General features: G+C 70.8%; 12 protein-coding genes and 1 pseudogene. 3 read left to right on the top strand and 10 right to left on the bottom strand.

From position 1 onward, the window contains the following. Window positions 1-22: 22 nt before the first annotated feature. The 7 genes from ADK57_RS09835 to ADK57_RS09805 all read right to left on the bottom strand — a co-directional run bounded on the left by ADK57_RS09835 (window position 23) and on the right by ADK57_RS09805 (window position 7,760). Window positions 23-1,015 (bottom strand): ABC transporter permease, encoded by a 993-nt coding sequence (locus tag ADK57_RS09835; RefSeq protein WP_053748995.1) that lies wholly within the window; start codon window positions 1,013-1,015, stop codon window positions 23-25. A gap of 77 nt (window positions 1,016-1,092) precedes the next feature. Beyond that, window positions 1,093-2,760 carry an ABC transporter substrate-binding protein gene (locus ADK57_RS09830; protein WP_053748994.1) on the bottom strand — a complete coding sequence of 556 codons (1,668 nt, stop codon included), beginning with the start codon at window positions 2,758-2,760 and terminating at the stop codon, window positions 1,093-1,095. Window positions 2,761-2,843: 83 nt separating this feature from the next. Next, window positions 2,844-3,875, bottom strand: a complete 1,032-nt coding sequence (locus tag ADK57_RS09825; RefSeq protein ID WP_053748993.1) for an ABC transporter permease — start codon at window positions 3,873-3,875, stop codon at window positions 2,844-2,846. A 368-nt stretch (window positions 3,876-4,243) separates the two neighbouring features. After that, window positions 4,244-5,284 (bottom strand): NUDIX hydrolase, encoded by a 1,041-nt coding sequence (locus tag ADK57_RS09820; protein WP_053748992.1) that lies wholly within the window; start codon window positions 5,282-5,284, stop codon window positions 4,244-4,246. A 146-nt stretch (window positions 5,285-5,430) separates the two neighbouring features. Beyond that, window positions 5,431-5,625 (bottom strand): hypothetical protein, encoded by a 195-nt coding sequence (locus ADK57_RS09815; protein WP_053748991.1) that lies wholly within the window; start codon window positions 5,623-5,625, stop codon window positions 5,431-5,433. A 31-nt stretch (window positions 5,626-5,656) separates the two neighbouring features. After that, a complete protein-coding gene (locus ADK57_RS09810) occupies window positions 5,657-6,667 on the bottom strand; it encodes a TIGR01777 family oxidoreductase (RefSeq protein WP_053748990.1) in 1,011 nt (336 codons plus the stop codon). Between the two features lie 139 nt (window positions 6,668-6,806). Then, a complete protein-coding gene (locus ADK57_RS09805; RefSeq protein ID WP_053748989.1) occupies window positions 6,807-7,760 on the bottom strand; it encodes an ROK family protein in 954 nt (317 codons plus the stop codon). Window positions 7,761-7,974: 214 nt separating this feature from the next. On the opposite strand from ADK57_RS09805, the gene ADK57_RS09800 reads away from it, so the two are divergent. Both ADK57_RS09800 and ADK57_RS09795 read left to right on the top strand, forming a co-directional pair. Further along, window positions 7,975-9,024 carry a LacI family DNA-binding transcriptional regulator gene (locus ADK57_RS09800; RefSeq protein WP_053749094.1) on the top strand — a complete coding sequence of 350 codons (1,050 nt, stop codon included), beginning with the start codon at window positions 7,975-7,977 and terminating at the stop codon, window positions 9,022-9,024. 7 nt (window positions 9,025-9,031) lie between these two features. Further along, on the top strand, window positions 9,032-9,856 hold the full coding sequence (locus ADK57_RS09795) for a hypothetical protein (protein ID WP_053748988.1): 825 nt from the start codon (window positions 9,032-9,034) through the stop codon (window positions 9,854-9,856). Here the strand turns inward: ADK57_RS09795 and ADK57_RS09790 are convergent. Both ADK57_RS09790 and ADK57_RS09785 read right to left on the bottom strand, forming a co-directional pair. After that, window positions 9,802-11,733, bottom strand: a complete 1,932-nt coding sequence (locus ADK57_RS09790) for a serine/threonine-protein kinase (protein ID WP_053748987.1) — start codon at window positions 11,731-11,733, stop codon at window positions 9,802-9,804. The genes ADK57_RS09795 and ADK57_RS09790 overlap by 55 nt on opposite strands. Window positions 11,734-11,828: 95 nt before the next feature. After that, on the bottom strand, window positions 11,829-13,133 hold the full coding sequence (locus ADK57_RS09785; RefSeq protein WP_053748986.1) for a DUF6986 family protein: 1,305 nt from the start codon (window positions 13,131-13,133) through the stop codon (window positions 11,829-11,831). Between the two features lie 224 nt (window positions 13,134-13,357). Between ADK57_RS09785 and ADK57_RS09780 the strand changes: the two genes are divergently transcribed. After that, window positions 13,358-14,263: an endonuclease/exonuclease/phosphatase family protein gene (locus ADK57_RS09780; protein WP_053748985.1), complete on the top strand. Its 906-nt coding sequence runs from the start codon at window positions 13,358-13,360 to the stop codon at window positions 14,261-14,263. Between the two features lie 59 nt (window positions 14,264-14,322). On the opposite strand, the pseudogene ADK57_RS09775 reads toward ADK57_RS09780, so the two are convergent. Next, window positions 14,323-14,500 (bottom strand): annotated as a pseudogene (locus tag ADK57_RS09775) (electron transfer flavoprotein subunit alpha/FixB family protein); the annotation flags it as partial.

Genomic DNA, 14,500 nt, shown 5'->3' with positions numbered 1-14,500 from the left:
ACGACGGGGGGCTTGGGGCGGCTCAGGCGAGGCGTACGCGGGGGTCGACGAGGCCGTACACCACGTCGACGACCACGTTGGCGAGCACGACGAACGTGGCGGCGAAGAGCGTGGTGCCGAGGATGACCGGCAGGTCGGAGTTCTGCACCGAGTCCACCGCCAGCTTGCCGATGCCGTTGATGCCGAAGACCGACTCGGTGATGACGGCGGAGCCGCCGATCAGCGAGCCGACGTCCATGCCGAAGATGGTGATGATCGGGGTGATCGCGGCCCGCAGGCCGTGCTTGAGGACGACCTTGGCGACGGGCAGTCCCTTGGCGCGGGCGGTGCGCATGTAGTCCTCGGCGAAGACCTCCAGCATGGAGGAGCGGGTGAGCCGGGTGTACAGCGCGAGGTAGACGATGACCAGGGTGGCCCACGGCAGGACGAGCCCCTGGAACCAGGCGGCCGGGTTCCGGGTGAACGGTGTGTAGCCGGCCGCGGGGAGGATCTGCCACTTGTCGACGAACAGGAAGAGCAGCAGCAGACCGATGAAGTAGATCTGCACGGAGACGCCGACCAGCGCCAGTCCGACCGCCGCCTTGTCCGCGGCCCGGCCCCTGCGCACGGCGGCGACCGTGCCGAGGCCGACGCCCAGGACGAGGAAGACCACCGCGGAGCCGAGGCCGAGCGACAGGTCCGCCGGGAAGTCGTCCAACAGGGTGGTGAGGACCGGCGTGTCGGTCTGGAAGGAGACCCCGAGGCAGGGCGCGCCGCAGTGCACGCGCACACTCTGGTCGCCGAAGTCACGGCCGACGAAGAGCCCCTTGAAGAACTCCCAGAACTGCGTGACGAAGGTCCGGTCGAGGCCCAGCGAGTGCCTGATCTCCTCCAACCGGGAGGGCGAGCAGGTCTTTCCGCAGGCCAGGAGTGCGGGGTCGGAGGGCAGGGCGTAGAAGATGACGAAGGTGATCACGGTGATCACCATCAGGATCGCGGCCGCTGCCAGCAGACGTCGGATGAGATAGCGAAGCATGTCGTCCCGGGACCTGACGTGAGGGGGAGGCCCCCGCCGGCGGCGCACCGCCGGCGGGGGGGCGGACGGAGGGGGCGTCAGTGGTTGACGTAGGCGTGCACCAGGCTCGGCTCGGCGAGGATGGTGTCCGGGATGACGCCGCCGACCTTGGAGCCCGCCAGCTCGCTGAAGTTCATGTACATCAGCGGGACGACGGCGGCGTCCTTCATGATCTGCTCGTCCAGGTTTCCGTAGGCGGTGTTGGCCTCGTTGATGCCGGTCATCCTGGAGATCTTGTCGATCTGCGCGTTGACCTTCGCGTCGTTCAGGTACGACAGGTCCTGGTTGGACTGCGGCAGCTTCGCGATCTGGGCTCCGTCGAACAGGACGGGCAGGACGGTGGAGGCGTTCGGCCAGTCCGCGATCCAGTCGCCCCAGGTCAGGTCGTACTGGTTCTTCACGTTGTCCACGGTGCTGAAGTAGTTCGCCGCGTCGATCGGGGTGATGTTGACGGTGATGCCGATCTTCCCGAGCGAGGTCTTCACCGCGTCGGCGAAGTGCTCATGCGTGGTGATGTTCTCCACCGCGAGCGACATGGTGGGCTTGGGATTGCCGGCCTGCTTCATCAGCGCCTTGGCCTTGGCGAGGTCACCCGCGGGATCGGCGCTGTACAGGTCGAACTTCTTGTAGCCGCCGATGCCGGGGCTCAGCACCGAGGTCGCGTAGTCGCCGTAGGCCGAACCGCCGAAGGCACCGCGGGCGGTGGTCTTGTCGACGACGTCCTCGATCGCCTGACGCACCCTCACGTCCTTGACCCGACTCGTGTTGATCGCCATGTAGTTGATCCCCGGGGCCGGGATCTTGTAATAGCGCGACTTGAGCGACGCGTCGCCCGCGATCGGCGTCAGGTCGGAGCCGGCGATCGGCGTCTGCATGATCGACGTCTGGGCGGTGCCGGCGTCGGACTTGATCTGCTGGTCGATGGCGGCCTGGTCCTGACCGAACTTCACGTCGATCTCGTCGACGTTCTGTTCGCGGATCGGGTCGGTCGTCGGGCTCCAGTTCTTGTTCCGGACGAGGACGAGTTCCTTGTTCTTGGCGTACGACTTCATCATGTACGGCCCGTCGGACCAGACGTGCGTGTCGTACGTCGCGCCGGTGTCGTGGGCCTTGGGCACGGCGGACCACCCGGTCATGGCCGTCGTCTCGTTGAAGTCGGCGACGGGCTGGTTCAGATGGAAGGCGATAGTGTACTTGTCCGGCGTCCGGATGGAGCTGAGCTGCTGCCCCTTGTAGGGGCCCTGGTACGTGGAGCCGCCCACCAGCCACTGACTGGCGTACGGCGGGCCGCCGTTGATGTCCGGAGAGAACGTCCGCTCGACGCCGTACTTGACGTCCTGGGCAGTGACCTCGGTGCCGTCCTGGTACTTGATCCCGTGGCGCAGATGGAAGGTCCACACGGTGGCGCCCTTGCTGGGCGCCCCCGTGTCGGTGGCCAGGTCGCCGACCAGCTTCGGCGTCGAGCCCGTCTCGTCCCAGCCGGTGAGGGTGCGGACGATCTCCTCGTCCATGCTCGAACCCTCGGTCGTGTAGGCCCGCTGGGGGTCGAGATGGTCGTAGTCGGCATCGTTGAGGATCGTCAGCGTGCCCCCCTTCGTCGGGGCACCACTGCTGGTGGTGCTGGAGGAGCCCCCGCATGCGGTGGCCCCCAGGGCTATCGCCACGGCGGACGCCGTGAGGGCGAGGGTGCGCGTTCTGCGCGTCATCGGCAAACACTCCGTTCTGGAACTGGTCCGGCTTCGGGCGGCCCTTTACGGGGTCCGTCCGGGCCGGCGCTCAGGGCAACGCGTCAGCTACGGCCTGCGCGGGGATCGAGGGCGTCCCGGACTCCGTCTCCGAGGAGGTTGAGTGCGAGGACGAGGACGAGGAGCAGGACACCGGGGACGAACAGGTACATCGGGTCCTGCAGGAAGAACTGGGAGGCGTCCGAGAGCAGGGCTCCCCAGTCCGGGTTGGGCGGGATGACGCCCACACCCAGGTACGACAGGGCCGCCTCGGTGGTGATGTTCTGCGGGACGGCGAGCGCGAAGGAGATCAGGATCGGTGCCCAGAGGTTCGGCAGCAGCTGGCGGAAGAGGATGTGCCCTCGGCCGGCGCTCATGATCCGCGCGGCGTCGACGAACTCCCGCTCGCGCAGGGAAAGTACCTGCCCGCGCACCAGGCGGGCGGTGTAGGCCCAGGCGAACACCGCGATGTTGAGGACCAGGACCAGCAGCCGGAGGTTCTCGTCGGTACCGCCGTGGCTGTTGGTCTGCAGCGCGTTCTGGATGACCGGGGTGAGCGCGATGATGAACAGCAACTGCGGGAACGCCAGCATCACGTCCATGGCCCGTGACAGCAGGGAGTCGACCCAGCCGCCCGAATAGCCTGCCGCGAGGCCGGCCACCACTCCGGCGACGGTGGACAGCACGGCCGACGCGAAGCCGACCACGAGCGAGGTGCGCAGGCCGTAGACGATCCGGGCGAACAGGTCGTATCCCGTGCCCGGCTCGACCCCCAGCAGGTGGTCGAGGCTGATACCGCCCAGAGAACCGCGGGGGAAGTTGCCCGTGTCCGGGTCGATGGCCTTCCCGTCCGGGGTGATGGGGCCCCAGCCGGTGAGCGCCGTGAGCACCGGGGCCAGGAGCGCGATCAGGATGAACAGGACGGTGACCACGAACGCGGCCATGGTCACCTTGTCCCGCCTGATGCGGTTCCAGGCCATGCGGGCCGGTGACCGTCCCGCGATGGCGGGGCCGCCGGGCCGGGAGGCCGACGGTTGTTCGTCGGCCGGGAGCGTGGTGCCGGTGCCGATCGGGACCGGCTGGTGTTGCGTCGTCATCGTTCGGACGTCCCGGATATGGGCTGAGGCTGTAGCGGAGTTTCCGCGGTCGCCGAAGTGGAGGGACTCGTCATGCGGAGGTGCCCCTGGGTGAAAGGCATGGGCGACGCTCGTTGCCGTCGCCGTGCGACTGAGCGGACTTTCGCAACGCGTCGTGAGTCCGGTCAAGGCGGATAAGTGGCTGAAAAGTGATTGTTTGCGCTCGTTGCCAAGAGTTGACGAGAGCGCGGCGTCCAGTTAGCTCTCACATAGAGGTATTGCTACGGTCTCGCGGGCTCCGCTTGGCACTCGTCTCCCTCGGAGATCGCCACCCGGGGCACGCCGAAGTCCCCGCCGGCGCCAGGCAGCGGCGGGGACCTCATCGCGGATCAGCCGACCGGTATCCCGGCCTCCAGATACATCGCCGCGCCGCGTTCCCGCGCCCGCAGGGCCCACCGCAGCCGTTCGTAGCGGACGGGCGGCAGCAGGTCGGCGGCCTCCTCCTCGCTGGCGAAGCGCCAGCCGCGCAGCTCGGGGCCGGGCAGCAGCAGCCGCGCAGCATCGGCGGAGTCGAGCCGGCCGCCGTCGAAGAGGAGGCGCAGACCGCCGTAACCGGGGGGTGCGGGCGGCTCCCAGTCGACGACCAGGAGGCGGGGTACGTCGTCCAGGCGGATCCCGGTCTCCTCCTCGACCTCGCGCACACCGGCGCGGGCCGGCGCCTCGCCGGGTTCGACGACGCCGCCGGGAAACTCCCAGCCGGCCTTGTAGGTGGGATCCACGAGCAGCACCCGGTCCTGCTCGTCGAAGAGCAGGACCCCCGCCGCGAGGGTCTCGGCGGTGGGCTCGGGCGTCTGGACGATGTCGCACACGGGCACGGTCCCGGCGCTGACGGCCGCCGCGATCCGGGCGGCGGTCTCGTACGGCGTGAGGGCCCCGCTGTCGACGGGGTGCGCGTCGGCGGTGAGCCAGGAGGCCAGGGCGGCCCGGTACGGCTCGATGTGGTCGTACGCCCACTGCCGTTGCCGCATCTCGCCGTCGGGCAGGTCGGGCGGGATCTTCCGCCCGGCTATTCGCTCGCGCAGGATCGTTTCCGCCGGGGCGAGCAGGACATGCCGGACGGCGATCCGGCGCGCGGCCAGGCCGCCGAAGATCTCGTCCCGGTAGTCCTGGCGCAGGAGGGTCATCGGGACCACCAGGGTCCCGCCCAGCTCGGCGAGCATCGCGGCCGCCGTGTCGATCACGAGCCGTCGCCAGATCGGCAGGTCCTGGAAGTCGCCGACCTCTGCGAGGTGTTTGGGCGGCAGCAGGTGCCAGAGTGCTCCGCCGATGACCTCGGGGTCGAAGAGCGTGCTGTTCGGGATCAGTTCGATCAGTTCCCGTGCGGTGGTGGTCTTCCCCGCACCGAACGCGCCGTTGACCCAGACGATCACGTTTCCCCCTCTGCTACTGGCCCCCTGAGGCTTGCCCGCTCCACCCTGCCACGGAAACCAGCCGCAGTTGAGGGCGCACAAAGGGGCGCCGACGCCCCCTCCTTCCGGGGGCGCCGGCGCCACGGTCCTGCTGAGCCCGTACCTCGTCAGCCGTTCTGGCCGAGGGTGCCCTCGTCGACATCGGCCAGGCTGTCGCTGGAGACGGTCTGGTCGAGGGCGCTGAGGGTCTTGTCGACGACGAGGTCACCCAGTTCCTCCCCCGCGGCGTGGGAAGGGGAGACCGCCGCGACGACGAAGCCGGTGGCGAGGGAGGCGATGGCGAGCATGCTGCGCTTCTTCATACCGGGATCAACTGGCGAACCGCCGCGCAGGTCACGCCCGGCGCTGAAGTGATCGCGACAGTGCCGGAAGTCGACGCCGAGGGGTCGGCCCGACGGGCCCCGCCCCGCCACGCAGCCGCCGTACCAGGTCCTCGGCGGCTCCCGGCCACTCGGCGTGGTCGAAGGCGAACCCCGAGTCGAGCAGCCGGCCGGGGACCACGCGGCGGCTCTTCAGCAGGAGTTCGGTGTCGGAGCGCAGGACGAACGCGCCGATCTCCGCCATCCACTTCGTCGCGGGCAGGCCCGCCGGAACACGCCACGCCGAGCGCAGCCCACGCATGAACGCGCGCTGCGGCAGCGGCCCGGGAGCGGCGAGGTTCACCGGCCCGTCGACGTCGTCGCGGTCGATCAGGAACTCGACCGCGCGCACGAAGTCCCGGTCGTGGATCCAGGACACGTACTGGGCGCCTCCCGCGACCGGGCCGCCGAGCCCGAGCCGCGCCAGCCACGACAGGACGTCGAAGACGCCGCCGCGGTCGGGGCTCATCACCATCGCCGAGCGCAGGGCGACCTTGCGGGTGTGCGGGGTCCGCGCCTGCTGCTGGGCCAGTTCCCAGTTCCTGGCGATCTCCACGCTGTGGGCCCAGTAGTCGGGTACGCCGGCCTCGTCGCCCCCGATCACACCCGTCACCTCGTCGTTCGGGGCGTCGAAGCGGTGCGCGTAGACAGTGGCCGTACTCATCTGCAGCCAGAGACGGGGCGGGCGCACCGCGGCCTCGATCGCCTCACCCACGACCCGCGTGGAACGTACCCGCGAATCCATCATGGCCCGCAGGTTGGCCTCGGTGTAGCGGCAGCTGACACTGCGGCCGGCCAGGTTGATCACCACGTCGCTGCCGTCGATCTCCTCGGCCCACGCACCCGGCGTCTCCCCGTCCCAGGCGACCTCGCGCACATGCCGCGGTCGTCGTGTCAGGACGACGACCTCGTGGCCCGCGGCGGTCAGCGCGCGGTCCAGGACCGTGCCCACCTGTCCGGTTCCCCCGGGAATCACGATCTTCATTGGGCTCCCCCTTCGTGTGGGGCAAGCCTAGCGCGAAAAATTGAACATGTTCAAAATCGACGATGTGCCGTGAACCACGAAGCTCGGCCGACCCGTGCGGGTCGACCGAGCTTCCGAATGAACGTTCCTGCCCAGTGCGTCAGACTCCCGCCGCAGTCGCGTCCGCCTGTCTGGCGAGCGCCGCCGCGGCCGCGCCCACCAGCCCCGCGTCGGTGCCCATCTGGGCGGGCGTCACCGTCAGCCGCTGGACGAAGGACAGGGTCGCGTAGTCGCTCAGGGCCCTGCGCAGTGGCGTGAACAGCACGTCGCCCGCCTTGCCCACACCGCCGCCGATGACGGCGACATCGATCTCCACGAGGGTGGCGGTGGCCGCGATCCCCGCGGCCAGCGCCTGGGCGGCCCGCTCGAAGGAAGCCACCGCGACCGGGTCGCCGGCGCGGGCGGAGGCGGCCACCGAGGCGGCGGAGGCGTCGCCGTCCGGGCCGGGCCGCCAGCCGTTCTCGAACGCTCGCCGGGCGATGTTGGGGCCGCTGGCGATCCGCTCCACGCAGCCGCGCGAACCGCACGGGCACGAGTCGCCGTAGAGGTCGACGCTGATGTGCCCGATGTGGCCGGCGTTGCCGGTCGGGCCCGGATGCAGCTGACCGTTGAGGACCAGACCGCCGCCGACGCCCGTCGAGACCACCATGCACAGGGCGTTGTCGTGGCCGCGGGCCGCGCCCTGCCAGTGCTCGGCGGCCGTGATCGCGACACCGTCGCCGATCAGCTCGACGGGCAGCCCACCGGCTGCGGCACGCACCCGCTGGACCAGGGGGTAGTCGCGCCAGCCGGGCACGTTCACCGGGCTCACCGTGCCCGTGGAGGCGTCCACCGGGCCCGCACTGCCGATCCCGAGCGCCGTTGCCCGTCCCCACAGAGGCGATGCGGTCAGCTCGCCGATCACCTCCTCGACGGCCCGCATGACGGTCTCGCCGTCCTCCCGTGCGGGCGTGGCGCGCTGCGCGCGGGCCTGGATCCGGCCGTGGCCGTCGACCAGCGCCCCGGCGATCTTGGTGCCGCCGATGTCGAGCGCGGCCACGAGGTCGGTGTGCATCAGTGTCGGATCTCCCCGTCAGACATGGACAACCAGAGAACAACCATGAAGAACCAGCAGGCCGGTCTCGCGGTGGGGGCGCAGGCCGGAGATTGCGGTGGACAGTGTCTCCCGCATCTGACAACGTTGTCCAGGCTCTATGCTCGACGCCACATCCTCATACAACATCATGGATCGCCACACCCCCGTGGACGACAGGACAGGACACCGCATCGTGCCCGAGACCCACAGCCGAGCAGACCGTCTGTCCGGCACCCGCTACGGCAACCGTCCGACCATGAAGGACGTGGCCGCGCGGGCCGGTGTCGGGCTGAAAACGGTCTCGCGTGTGGTCAACGGGGAGCCGGGGGTCACGCCGGAGACGGAGCGCCGCGTCCAGGAGGCCATCGACGCGCTCGGCTTTCGCCGCAACGACAGCGCGCGGGTACTGCGCAAGGGCCGCACCGCCAGTATCGGGCTGGTCCTGGAGGACCTCGCGGACCCGTTCTACGGCCCGCTCAGCCGCGCCGTCGAGGAGGTGGCCCGCGCCCATGGAGCACTGCTGATCAACGGTTCCAGCGCGGAGGACCCGGACCGCGAGCAGGAGTTGGTGCTGGCGCTGTGCGCACGGCGGGTGGACGGGCTCGTGGTGATTCCGGCCGGCGACGACCACCGCTATCTGGAGCCCGAGCTGAAGGCCGGTGTCGCGACGGTGTTCGTGGACCGTCCGGCCGGACAGATCGACGCCGATGTCGTCCTGTCGGACAACTTCGGCGGTGCCCGCGACGGCGTGGCCCACCTCATCGCCCACGGGCACCGGCGGATCGGCTTCATCGGTGACATGCCGCGCATCCACACCGCCGCCGAACGGCTGCGCGGCTACCGGACCGCCATGGAGGACGCGGGCATAACGGTGGAGGACTCCTGGATGTCCCTGGGCGTCACCGACCCCGGGCGGGTGCGGCGGGCGGCCGAGGAGATGCTGTCCGGCCCCTCCCCCGTCACCGCGGTCTTCGCGGGCAACAACCGGGTGACGGTCACCGTGATCCGCGTCCTCGCCGAACAGGCCCGCCGTGTCGCCCTCGTGGGCTTCGACGACATCGAACTCGCCGACCTGCTCCAGCCGGGCGTCACGGTCGTCGCCCAGGACGCGGCAGCCCTGGGCCGTACGGCCGCCGAGCGGCTCTTCCGCCAGCTGGACGGCACCCTGCTCACCCCGGAGCGGATCGAGCTGCCGACCCGGCTGATCACCCGCGGCTCGGGCGAGCTGCCACCGACGGACTGAGCGGCCCATGGACGACCTCACGAGAAACCTGCGCAAGGTGTACGGCCGCACCCTGGAGGCACTGGGTCTGGCCGAGGCGCCACGTGATCATCCGTTGCTCTACCCGGGCATGTGGCCACCGGAATCCACGCTCCTGCACGGGGACCACCTGTTCCCCCTCGACGACCTCGTGCACGAGAGCCGCACGCCCGTCCTGGCCGTGGGCTCCAACGCCAGCCCGGCCCAACTGCGCCACAAGATGGCCGAGGTCGGGATCACCTCGCCCATCCCGATGGTCAGGGCCCGGGTCACCGGCATCGACGTCGGCGTCTCCGCGCACGTCAGCCGCCTGGGGTACGTGTCCGCGTCGCCCTTCGAGGCGCCGGGCGCGGTAAGGGAGTTGTTCGTCATCTGGCTGGACGCCGATCAGCTCGCGGTGGTCGACGCGAGCGAGGGTGTGCCGCTGGCGAACGGCAACTACGCCCGTAGGTGGCTGCCCGCGTCCGAGGTCCGGGTCGAGCTGGGGGCCGGGGTGACGCTCCCAGGCGTGTACGCGTACGTCAACCGCCACGGCGTCCTGCACGACGGCACCGGCATCCCGCGCACGCACCCGGGCCAGCGGGCGCTGCTCAGCGAACTCCTCGTCGGCTCCGCCCGGTTGCGGGAGCTGTTCGGGGTCACGCCCGAGGAGTTCTGCGCGCGGGCCCGAGCCGACCGGCGGTTGTGCGAGCGCGGTACGCGGCTGTTCAAGGACGAGAAGCGGGTGACGGCTTCCGGCCTGGAGCGGCACGTACGGGTTCAGCAGACCGGGAGCCCCGGCACCGGCTCGTCGTTGTCGCCGCCCTTGATGTAGACGTCGCTGACGTAGACGTTCGTGTTGCCGCTGTCGTCGTCCGTCTTCGCCCACCAGACGTTGGTCCACTCGCCGTACGTCTCGCGGCGGCCCAGGTTCTGCTGGCAGTAGAAGTAGCTGGTGCCCTCGTTGAGGACGCCGGCCTCCATGCCGGAGGCGGTGTACGACTTGGCGGTGCGCCAGACCTCGCAGTTGTACTTGCCGCCGCCGACGGACCGGCATGAGGCGGCCGGGGTGGTCGCCGTACCGCCGCCTGTCGTGCCGCCTCCGCCCGTCGTACCACCGTCACCGGAACCGCCGCCGGAGGTACCGCCGTTGGTGCCGCTCCCCGAGGTCTTGGCCGGGGAGGACGTGTCGGCCCGGCCGGTGGGGTTGGTGTCGGTCCTGCCGCTCGGGGCCCTGGTCGCCGTCGGGGTTTTGTCGTCGCCCTCCTCCGTGGCCTCGGGGTCGCCGGTGCGACCGGCGTCGGCCCGGCCTGCCGCCGAGGCACCGGCGCCGGCGGAGGTGGCGGACGTGGCGGGCGGCTTCCCGGCTTCGGCGTCTCCCTGGTCGTTCAGCAGGGCGACGGTGGTACCTGCCGTGACGAGGACGACGGTGAGGGCCGCGCCGGCGAGGAGGGCACGGCCGCCCTTGCGGCGGGGTGGGGTGGAGGCGGACATGGGGCCGGTGGGAGGGGAGGTACCGGGCATGGACGCGGGGGCCGGGCCGGACGGCGGCGGTGATGATGCGGGAGGCGCATGACCCGGCGCCCCCGGCACCGCTTGCTCTGCCGCCCCGAAGCCCGGCGCGGCCGTTGCCGCAGGCTCCACGGGACCGAACCCGGGCGTGGCCGTTCCCGCAGCCTCCGCAGAACCGAACCCCGGCGCACCGGACCCGCCCTGCTGCACCGGACCGAATCCCGGGGCCCCGGCCCCGTCCCCCTGCCCTGCGGACCCCGTCGCCTCCGGCGGCCCGAGACCCGGAGGTACGGCCGGAGCGCCCGCCGTACGCCTCAGCGTCGTCGTCGGCGCATCCGTACCGTCCGAGTCCGCCACCGCCTGCAACAGCTCCCGTGCCTCGTCGGCCTCCGGGCGGGACTCGGGACGCTTGTCCAGCAGCCGCTGGAGCACGGGCGCCAGGGGACCGGCGCGGCGGGTTTCGGGCAGGGGCTCGCTGACGATGGCGGTGAGGGTGGAGAAGGTGGACGTACGGCGGAAGGGCGCGGCGCCCTCGACCGTCGCGAACAGCGTGGCACCCAGGGCCCAGATGTCGGAGGCGGGGCCGGGGTCGGCGCCCTGGGCGCGTTCGGGTGCCAGGTAGTCCAGGGAGCCGACGAGTTCGCCGCTGCGGGTGAGGTGGGTGGCCGAGCCGTCGCCCGGGTCCTCCATGGTGGCTATGCCGAAGTCGGTGAGGACGACGCGGCCCGAGCGGTCGAGCAGGATGTTGCCCGGCTTCACGTCACGGTGCAGGACGCCCGCGCGGTGGGCGGCGGCCAGGGCGTCCATGACCTTGGCGCCGATCCCGGCCGCCTCGCACGCGTCGAGGGTGCCGCGCTCGCGCAGGACGTCGTCCAGGGACGGCCCGTCCACCAGTTCCATGACGATCAGCGGACGGCCGTCGACCTCGGTGACGTCGTGCACGGCCACGACGCCGGGATGCCGCACCCTGGCCGCCGCCCGGGCCTCGCGCTGCATCCGCAGTCGCATACCGGCGAGTTCGGGCCCGTCGGCGTCCGTGTACGTCCGCAGTTCCTTGACGGCGACCTCACGCCCCAGCACCTCGTCGACGGCCCGCCACACGACGCCCATGCCGCCGCGCCCGAGCTGCGCCACGACCCGATAGCGCCCGGCCAGCACCCGCCCGATCCCGTCCGTCTGCCCGTACTCCCCCGAAGACACCGCCGCCCCGTTCCTGTGACCCGTCCGTGCGTGCCGTACACACTACGGGGCAGGGGTGACAGCGCCGGCCGGCCGTGACCGCTGTGACAGGCCCGCTACTTGCCGGAGACCGTAAGGTCCCCCCGCCTCGGTGCCGCGAAGCCCTCCAGGTCCGCCCGGGTCAGGCCGGACAGGCGGGCGACCTCGGCGATGTCGAGGGCGCCGCAGTCGAGGCCACGCAGCAGGTAGCCGCTGAGGGCCTTGGCGGTGGCGGGCTCGTCCATGACGTCACCGCCCGTGCGGTTGGCGTAGCGGGCGAGGCGGGCGGCGGCCTGTTCGAAGCCCTCGCGGTAGAAGGCGAAGACGGCGGCGTAGCGGGTGGGGATGTGGCGGGGGTGCATGTCCCAGCCCTGGTAGTAGGCGCGGGCCAGGGCGCGGCGGGTGAGGCCGTAGTGCAGCCGCCAGGCGTCGTGGACCTTGGCGGTCGGGCCGATGGGCAGCACGTTCGTCGAGCCGTCCGACACGCGTACGCCCGTCCCCGCGGCCGCGACCTGCATGATCGCCTTGGCGTGGTCGGCGGCCGGGTGGTCGCTGGCCTGGTAGGCGGCGGACACGCCGAGGCAGGCGCTGTAGTCGAAGGTTCCGTAGTGCAGACCGGTGGCGCGGCCCTCGGCGGCCTGGATCATCCGGGCGACGGTCGCGGTGCCGTCGGTGGCGAGGATGGCCTGGCTGGTCTCGATCTGGATCTCGAAGCCGATCCGGCCGGGCTCTAGGCCGCGCGCCTTCTCGAAGGCCTCGAGAAGGCGGACCATGGCACTGACTTGTTCGGGATACGTCACCTTCGGCAGCGTCAGGACCAGCCCGTCGGGCAGACCTCCGGCCTCCATCAGACCGGTGAGGAAGATGTCGAGCGTGCGGATCCCCCGGTCGCGAACGGCCGCCTCCATGCACTTCATGCGGATGCCCATGTACGGCGCCGCCGTGCCGTTCTCGAACGCCTCCGCGATCAGCCGGGCCGCACGGGCGGCCGTCTCGTCCTCCTCGGCGTCCGGCCGGGGGCCGTAGCCGTCCTCGAAGTCGACGCGCAGGTCCTCGACGGGCTCGTGCTCCAGCTTGGCACGGACGCGGGAGTAGACCGGCCCCGCGAGTTCGTCTGACAGGCCCAGGACCGCCGCGAAGGAGGCGGCGTCCGGGGCGTGTTCGTCGAGCGCGGCGAGGGCCTGGTCGCCCCAGGAACGGATGGTGTCGGCGGCGAAGGCGTCACCGGGGACGTACACGGTGTGGACGGGCTGGCGGGTGCCGGGGTCTCCGGGGTAGCGGCGCTCCAGTTCGGCGTCGACCGGGGCGAGGGAGGCGCTGATCTCCTCGCTGACGGCGCCCGCGAGGCTCGTCGCCACCTGCTCCTGCTGGCCCTGACCCATCCCGCACCCTCCTGTTTTCCGCTTTACGGAATCAACAATCCGTAGAACGAAGTTATCCGGCAACCTTTCCGCCGGTCAACACCGACTCCCCTTCGATCCACTCCGACATCTCGGCATGCTCACGTCCATCTGGCACCGTTCAACAGACAACTTCACAGCACACACCGCGACCTCACAGCACTCCCCGCCCGACTCGCCCGGAAGCCGCCGCAGAAGGAGCCCCTGTGCCGAACCACAGCCGAGTCACACGCCGTATGGGCATGAAGACCGCGTTAGCGGCCACGATCTTCATGCCCCTGTCCAGTACAGCACTCTCGCCCGTCCCCGCCTCGGCGGACGAGCCCCGAGGCGGCCCCCTCCAGGTCATGTCGTTCAACCTCCGCTTCGCGAGTACCGCCGAGCCCAACAGCTGGACCGCCCGCAGACCCGTGATGCGTGAGCTGCTGCGCCGCGAGGGCCCGCACCTCCTCGGCACCCAGGAGGGTCTGTACCAGCAGCTGCGCGACATCAAGAGTGACCTCGGACCGCACTACGACTGGATCGGCACCGGACGCGCGGGCGGCAGCCGCGACGAGTTCATGGCGGTCTTCTACGACGCCCGCCGACTCGCCCCGCGCGAGTACGAGCACTTCTGGCTCTCCGAGACCCCGAACGTGATCGGCTCGAACACCTGGGGCGGCGCCTCCATCCGGATGGTGACCTCGGTCCGCTTCCGGGACCTGCTCGACGGAGACCGGGAGTTCCACGTCCTCAACACGCACCTCGACAACGCGAGCGAGTACGCACGCGCGCGTGCCGCGTCACTGATCACCCAGCGGATCGCCGGGCTCGACCCGACGCTCCCGGTCCTGGTGACCGGGGACTTCAACGTCGCCGCCCACAAGAACGCGGTCTACGACACGATGCTGGGCGCGGGCCTGGTCGACACCTGGGACAGCGCGGCCGAGCGGAGCAGGCTGTACGGGACCTTCCACGGTTACCAGCCACTGACACCGGAGGGCGACCGCATCGACTGGATCCTCGCCTCGTCCGGCGTCACGACCCACCGCGCGGCGATCAACACCTTCACGCTGAACGGGCAGTTCCCCAGCGACCATCTCCCGGTGCAGGCGGCCCTGACCCTGGAATGAGCCGAGGCCCCCGCCACCGCGCGGAAGCGGTCGCGGGGGCCTCGTACGCCCGAACGGGTTCAGCCCTTGCGGGTGTTGATCTCTTCGGTGAGCTGGGGGACGACGTCGAAGAGGTCGCCGACCACGCCGTAGTCGACCAGGTCGAAGATCGGGGCCTCGGCGTCCTTGTTGATCGCCACGATGGTCTTGGAGGTCTGCATGCCGGCCCGGTGCTGGATCGCGCCGGAGATGCCGGAG

Origin of the sequence: Streptomyces sp. MMG1533, from assembly GCF_001279775.1 — a bacterium.
Lineage (GTDB): Bacteria > Actinomycetota > Actinomycetes > Streptomycetales > Streptomycetaceae > Streptomyces.
The sequence above is the reverse complement of the archived record's forward strand: the minus strand, read 5'-3'. Positions and strand labels throughout refer to the sequence as shown.